At 37.1% G+C, this 6,431-nt stretch carries 7 protein-coding genes; 5 read left to right on the forward strand and 2 right to left on the reverse strand.

Annotation, left to right across the window (positions count from 1 at the left end):
• The 3 genes from V7149_RS14375 to coaD form a co-directional block, all read left to right on the forward strand.
• Positions 1–401 (forward strand): stalk domain-containing protein (locus V7149_RS14375; RefSeq protein WP_335346305.1); only part of this gene is annotated, 401 nt, incomplete at its 5' end.
• Positions 402–766: 365 nt separating this feature from the next.
• A complete protein-coding gene (rsmD, locus tag V7149_RS14380) occupies positions 767–1,321 on the forward strand; it encodes a 16S rRNA (guanine(966)-N(2))-methyltransferase RsmD (protein ID WP_335346306.1) in 555 nt (184 codons plus the stop codon).
• A gap of 19 nt (positions 1,322–1,340) precedes the next feature.
• The gene (coaD, locus tag V7149_RS14385; RefSeq protein WP_335346307.1) at positions 1,341–1,823 is read left to right on the forward strand and encodes a pantetheine-phosphate adenylyltransferase; all 483 of its coding nucleotides are present in this window, start codon (positions 1,341–1,343) and stop codon (positions 1,821–1,823) included.
• A 46-nt stretch (positions 1,824–1,869) separates the two neighbouring features.
• On the opposite strand, the gene ylbJ is transcribed toward coaD, so the two are convergent.
• Positions 1,870–3,081: a sporulation integral membrane protein YlbJ gene (gene ylbJ / locus V7149_RS14390; RefSeq protein ID WP_335346308.1), complete on the reverse strand. Its 1,212-nt coding sequence runs from the start codon at positions 3,079–3,081 to the stop codon at positions 1,870–1,872.
• 183 nt (positions 3,082–3,264) lie between these two features.
• Between ylbJ and V7149_RS14395 the strand changes: the two genes are divergently transcribed.
• Positions 3,265–4,056, forward strand: coding sequence for a patatin-like phospholipase family protein (locus tag V7149_RS14395; RefSeq protein ID WP_335346309.1), 792 nt, complete (start codon positions 3,265–3,267; stop codon positions 4,054–4,056).
• Positions 4,053–5,069, forward strand: a complete 1,017-nt coding sequence (locus V7149_RS14400; protein ID WP_335346310.1) for a SepM family pheromone-processing serine protease — start codon at positions 4,053–4,055, stop codon at positions 5,067–5,069. The genes V7149_RS14395 and V7149_RS14400 overlap by 4 nt, the downstream gene beginning before the upstream one ends.
• A gap of 35 nt (positions 5,070–5,104) precedes the next feature.
• On the opposite strand, the gene V7149_RS14405 is transcribed toward V7149_RS14400, so the two are convergent.
• Positions 5,105–6,322, reverse strand: a complete 1,218-nt coding sequence (locus tag V7149_RS14405) for a nucleotidyltransferase (RefSeq protein ID WP_335346311.1) — start codon at positions 6,320–6,322, stop codon at positions 5,105–5,107.
• Positions 6,323–6,431: the final 109 nt, after the last annotated feature.

A 6,431-nucleotide genomic window follows, 5' to 3' on the forward strand; every position in this document is an offset into this window, starting at 1 on the left:
CCCGATTTTTCACATTGAATGAAGGGAAAGTCGACTCTCTTGTTCCTCTTTATTTTTACGATTCTCGAAAAGTTGTTGTAAATGGTACTGCTAATGAAGGATTAGAGGTTATTTTTGAAGAAGGAAATAGTATGTTTCCTTTTATTAATACAATGATAGCATTAGATTATGAAGCAGAAGTTCTTACTGATAAGGAAACTATTCTTCTAAAGAAAGGGTCAAATACATACCGTTTTTTTCTAAACAGAAATATTTTTATATATAACGAAGATGATTATGGTTTATTAGAAAGACCATTAGCGGTCATTAATGGAAATATATATATGAGCGGGCAATGGATTGAAACATTGTTTAAGGTTACGATTGAAGAAGAGGATGATGAAATTATTTTTTCTTATTAAGATAACAGGTTTGGAAAAAATAAAAAACCCTGCAGAAATTCTGCAGGGTCCTTCTATATCCTCATTAAGGATAGAAGGCAAAGGGAGAGGAGAAACCGGAGGAAGAACTTATGGGGAAACGTAAGTCTTCTCCGCGGTTGGCAACAACATCCTCGAATAGATGCTGTTAATTACATTATTTCCACAATAGCTCTGGATATACACTATTAGGGATATTTTTTTCCAGTGGTCCATTAAATGGATCAATCATCATTTTTTTACACCTTGGTGGGATGAATCGAATAACATGTTGGCGACAGATAATAATTATGATAGGATAGGAAGGAAAAAATAGACAGAGTAATGATTAGTGGTGATAATGAATAATGAGAGTAGTTTCAGGAACTAGAAAAGGAAAGGCACTAAAGGCCGTACCTGGAAGTTCAACAAGACCAACAACTGATAAAGTGAAGGAAGCCATGTTTAATATGATTGGACCTTATTTTAATGGGGGAACTGTCCTTGACTTATTCGCCGGGAGCGGGGGGCTTGGCATAGAAGCTTTAAGCCGTGGCATTGAGAAGGCGATTTTTGTAGACAAGGATGGGAAAGCGATTCAGACTATTCACGAAAATGTGAATACATGTGATTTTGAGGACAGAGCAGAAATTTATCGAAATGAAGCGGAAAGAGCTTTGAAGGCAGTTATAAAAAGAGAATTATCTTTTGATATTATCTTTATGGATCCTCCTTATAAAAAACAGCAGCTTTTAAAACTGATGGAAATAATTAATACAGAAAATGTGCTTGTTGAAGGCGGAACCATTGTATGTGAGCATGGCTCTGATATTCAATTACCTGACACTGTTGGAAGACTTGAAAAGCGAAAATATGAAAAATACGGTATGATTGCGATAACAATCTATCATATGCCGATATAAATATACGAGGGGGATAATTATGGGCGGTATTGCTGTTTGCCCTGGTAGTTTTGATCCAATTACTTATGGACATCTGGATATTATTAAAAGAGGAGCAAAAGTATTTGATCAAATTCATGTTGTTGTATTAAATAACTCTTCGAAAAATCCATTATTTACTGTTGATGAAAGGTTAAAGTTAATAAAGGAAGTGACTAAGGAGATACCAAATGTGACGGTTTCTGCCTTTCAGGGCTTGCTTGTGGATTATGCGAATATGGTAAATGCAAGCGCTATTATTCGCGGTCTGCGTGCAGTTTCGGATTTTGAATATGAGATGCAGATCACTTCCATGAACCGTGTACTAAATGATAAAATTGAAACCTTTTTCATCATGACAAACAATCAATATTCTTTTTTAAGCTCTAGTATTGTAAAGGAAGTTGCCAAATATAATGGAAAGGTTTCTGAGCTTGTTCCCCCTGCTGTAGAAGAAGCACTTAAGGATAAATTTAATAAATAAAACAAACGAGCACATTTCGTGCTCGTTAATTTACATTACATTAAAGCTATCTTCCTAATCTTCTTGCAAGTAATATTGTGTAACATAGCAATGCGAAGATCGTGATAAGAGGACCGGCTTCCGAAAGACTTGTAAACCATTTATGCATCCAGGAGCCTTCACCCAAAAAGGCAACTGGCACTGCATTCGAAGGCTGTTCAGTATTGTAAAAACGCTCATATACAGGATTCCAGAGAAGGGCTGCATATAAAGCAGCAAAAAAACCATGAAATATCCGTGCAATGAAGAACGGCTTAAAATCAATATCAGTCTGTGCTAGTATACTTGCGACTTGCGCCTGAACACTAAAGCCGCTGAATGCTAAAATAAAGCTTGTAATGATTGCATGATGCATTAGAGTTGCTTCCTGAACTTGGCTGGTCAACTGACTCCCAAGAGTGATTTCAAAAATACCCGAAATAAATGGAGTGCTTAATTCAACTGGAAGACTAAATGCTGACAGGATAAATTCTAATCCGCCAGCTAAAAAGGCGGTAATTCCAAGATGGTAAAGTAATTTATTAATGACAGAAAAAAGAATAATAAATCCGCCAATCATTAATAATGTTCGAATAGACGACATGACTGCATCGCCAAGTAGCTTGCCAATCGGCCGATTATCATTAATTCTCGTACGATGAAGGACGGATAATGCATATCTAATAGAGGGCTTTCTTTGTTTCTTCTCGTTAGTCGCTTCGTTTTTACGGCCATAAAATCTCATTGAAAGTCCAACTGTAATATTGCCTAAATAATGAGCTAATGCAAGGATTACACCAAGCTTTGCATTATGGAAAAAACCGACAGACACAGCACCGAAAATAAACAATGGATTGGAACAATTAGTGAAGGAAACTAATCGTTCAGCTTCAGTTTTGGATATTTGACCTTCTTGTCTTAGTCGTGCAGTTAATTTTGCACCTGCAGGAAACCCGGATGCCATGCCCATTGCCCAAACAAACCCGCCAACACCAGGAACCTTGAATAATGGGCGCATAAGCGGCTCAAGGAGTACACCAATGAACCTGACTACTCCAAACCCTATAAGCATTTCAGAAACAATAAAAAAAGGTAAAAGGGAAGGAAATACGATTTCCCACCACATGTTCAAGCCCCTTATGGAAGCATCTACAGACTCTTGAGGAAAAGATATAAGTGATATGGCCATCATCGTTACGGATAAGGCAAGAATGATTGTTTTTATTTTAGAACGTAACACTAGGCAGAGCCTCCCTCAAAAGTTGAACTGACTGTTACTTCAAATAAGCCTTGTCCTCTATAAATCAATATACTCATAGAACAGTAAAATAGACCATAAGATTGAACATGAATCATTAATTACCTCACATTTAGGCATACAGCTCATAACACAAAGAAAAATAGCCTCGAAGGAGGAATCTTTTTGGAAAGGCCGAAAATTGGATTGGCACTTGGATCAGGAGGAGCTAGAGGGTTTGCACATTTAGGAGCTATTAAGGTATTGAAGGAAGAAGGAATTCCGATTGATTTTATAGCTGGGAGCAGTATGGGCGCGATGGTTGGATGTTTTTACGGGGCCGGATTGGATATTAACCGCTTATATAAATTAGCTAAAGCTTTTAAACGTAAATATTATCTGGATTTTACTGTTCCGAAAATGGGTTTTATTGCAGGGAAAAAAGTGAAGGAGCTTATACGTATTTTTACTCACGGCAAACATTTAGAGCAATTAGAGCTGCCGGTTAAGGTAGTTGCAACAGATTTAATGACTGGGGAAAAGGTGATCTTTGAAAAAGGTCCCATTGCTGATGCAGTTCGTGCCAGTATATCAATTCCTGGGATATTTGTTCCTGAAAAACTTAACGGTCGTCTCCTTGTAGATGGCGGGGTTGTTGACCGTGTCCCCGTATCTGTTGTAAAGGAAATGGGTGCAGATATTGTCATTGCGATAGATGTATCACATGTCAAAACAAATGCTGAAATTACATCCATTTACGATGTAATTATGCAGAGTTTGGATATTTTGCAGATGGAATTAGTCACTCATCGGGAAATTGTTTCGGATTTTATGATTAAGCCACGGGTTGAAATGTATAGTTCAAGAGCATTTACAAATATTGAAGATATCATTCGAATTGGGGAAGAAGAAACGAGAAAGCAAATTAAACAAATTAAAGAAGTAATCAACCAGTGGAAGGAGCCTGCAAGTGAATGAGAAATAAATACATTATACGTTCCTTCATGACCGCAGCAATCATTCTAATATTAAGTTCTTTTTATTCCTTACCGTACTATGTGTCTAAGCCAGGCTTAGCAAAAGAACTTGGACCAATCATTCAAGTCGAAAACGGATACGAGGAAGCAGGAAGCTTCATGCTGACGACTGTGAGGATGGGGAAAGCAAATATATATTCATATGCCATTGCAAAGCTAAACCCATATCATGAACTATATCAAATTGATGAAATCAGGAGGGAAAACGAAACGGATGAAGAATATAATGTTCGGCAGCTTCATTTAATGTCTTCTTCTAAACAGTCAGCCATTGAAACGGCATACAAGAAAGCGAAAATTCCCATTCATTATAAGTATCATGGCATTTTTGTCTTGAATGTGAAGCCTGGTATGCCTGCTGATGGAAAACTGAAAGCAGGTGACCGCATCTTTAAAGTTGATGGGAAGGAATTTGAATCCTCAGATCAATTTATTACTTATATTTCCGGAAAAAATGAAGGTGACGAAGTAGAGTTTACATTTGAACGCCAAAATAAAATAAGTGAGATCAAGATTGCGTTACAAAAACTTCAAGAGACTGGAAAAGCTGGTGTTGGGATTGCCTTAGTGGATGATAAGGAAATTGAGGTAAAGCCAAATGTAACGATAAACAGCGAGGATATTGGCGGACCTTCCGCAGGCTTTATGTTCTCGTTGGAAATATATAATCAGTTAGTGGAAGAAGATTATACGAGAGGATATAAAATTGCCGGAACTGGAACGATTAACTCAAAAGGAGTGATAGGGAGAATTGGGGGAATTGAGCTAAAAATTGTTGCTGCTGATAAAGCTGGTGCAGAAATTTTCTTTGCTCCAAAAGAAGGTGGAGCACAAGATTCTAATTATAATGCGGCAGTAAAGACGGCGAAGGATATTGGTTCAAAAATGAAAGTTGTTCCCGTTGATACATTTGATGAAGCCATTGATTATTTATATAAACTAAAATCAAAATAGCGGCATAAACCGCTATTTTTGATGTTGAATTTTTGTTATTCCAGGAAAAGCGGCGGCTGTTTAAATTCCATTTCCAACAGGCGCTGCTGGGCATTTCCTAAGGCACCCATTGAATAAATCCGGGAAGCTTTAATATCAAGTGCTAGTTGATTATTGTGCACTGAGGAAATTTTTGAAATTAAAGGCAGCTGCAGCCGTGATTTTTTCTTGTTTAAATACTGTCTCCCTTTAGAAGTCATTCCTAATAGACGCAAATATTCTGCTTTTTCAGCTTGATTATTCATTTCATTCTTTCTTGTATTATTTGTTAAAATATGTAAACATGCCCTTTGAAGCCTTGTCCACGTATACCTCTTCGTTTTTATTTTTTTCATAAACTCATTAAAACTATTCGATACGAGTACAGCGTCAGCAAGACGATTTTCTAGACCTTCTTCCACTTCATAAATAAAGCTTAATTCCTTCAAAGTGGAATGCAGAATTCTATATTTTAAATACGGCCAATAGGTCTCCCATTGATGAAAAAGCCCGAATTCCTGTCTATAATCAAGTAGTGCTTGATAGGATGTTTTAGGCATGTATTGTTTAAGGTCAGCCATATTACCTTCCTCTGAGAATAAGGCTTTTCTAATGCTTGTTGCACTAGCAATCGTTTCAGAAGAAAAATGAGGATCATGATAATCTGCACTCTTCCTAGACACTGTCAAAGGCTGAATAGAAGCACCTTGTTTTTGAACAGCCTTTATATATTGAAAACCCAATATATTATTAGGTTTTGACATATCAAGCAACTCTTTATGTGGGGATAGATCATGGAAAGATAAAGAAGTTGCCTTCGGATAACTATTTCCTCGTTCTAAATAATATTTCACTTGTCTTTGATAATGTTCATTATTTGTTTCAAGGAAGGTGATAGTCCGGTAAAAGCTTTCGATATCTCCTGATTCACTTCCAAAGCAAAGGGAATGACATCCTGCAGCTTCGAGAATGGAAACTGCGCCGCTTGCAAATGAATTAGCCTGCTGTGTAGCAAAGGAATATGGCAGTTCAAAAACAATATCAGCTCCGGCCTTTAATGCCATCTCTGTGCGCTTCCATTTTGATACTAGGGAGGGTTCGCCTCTTTGAAGAAAATTACCGCTCATCACCGCAATAACAACTTCAGCATCTGCAAGTTTTTTTGCTTCCTGCAGATGAAAAGCATGTCCATTATGAAAAGGATTATATTCTACAATTACGCCAACAGCATTCATTTTCATTTTGTCTCCTTACATTAGTTTAAAAGAGAGTGGGGAGGTGAAGGATAATAAAAAAGCAGAAAGGACAAAGGGTTTAAATAATCTGATAATGAACACATTATAC

This window comes from Bacillus sp. JJ1503, from assembly GCF_036965125.1.
In the GTDB taxonomy this organism is placed as follows: domain Bacteria; phylum Bacillota; class Bacilli; order Bacillales; family Cytobacillaceae; genus Cytobacillus.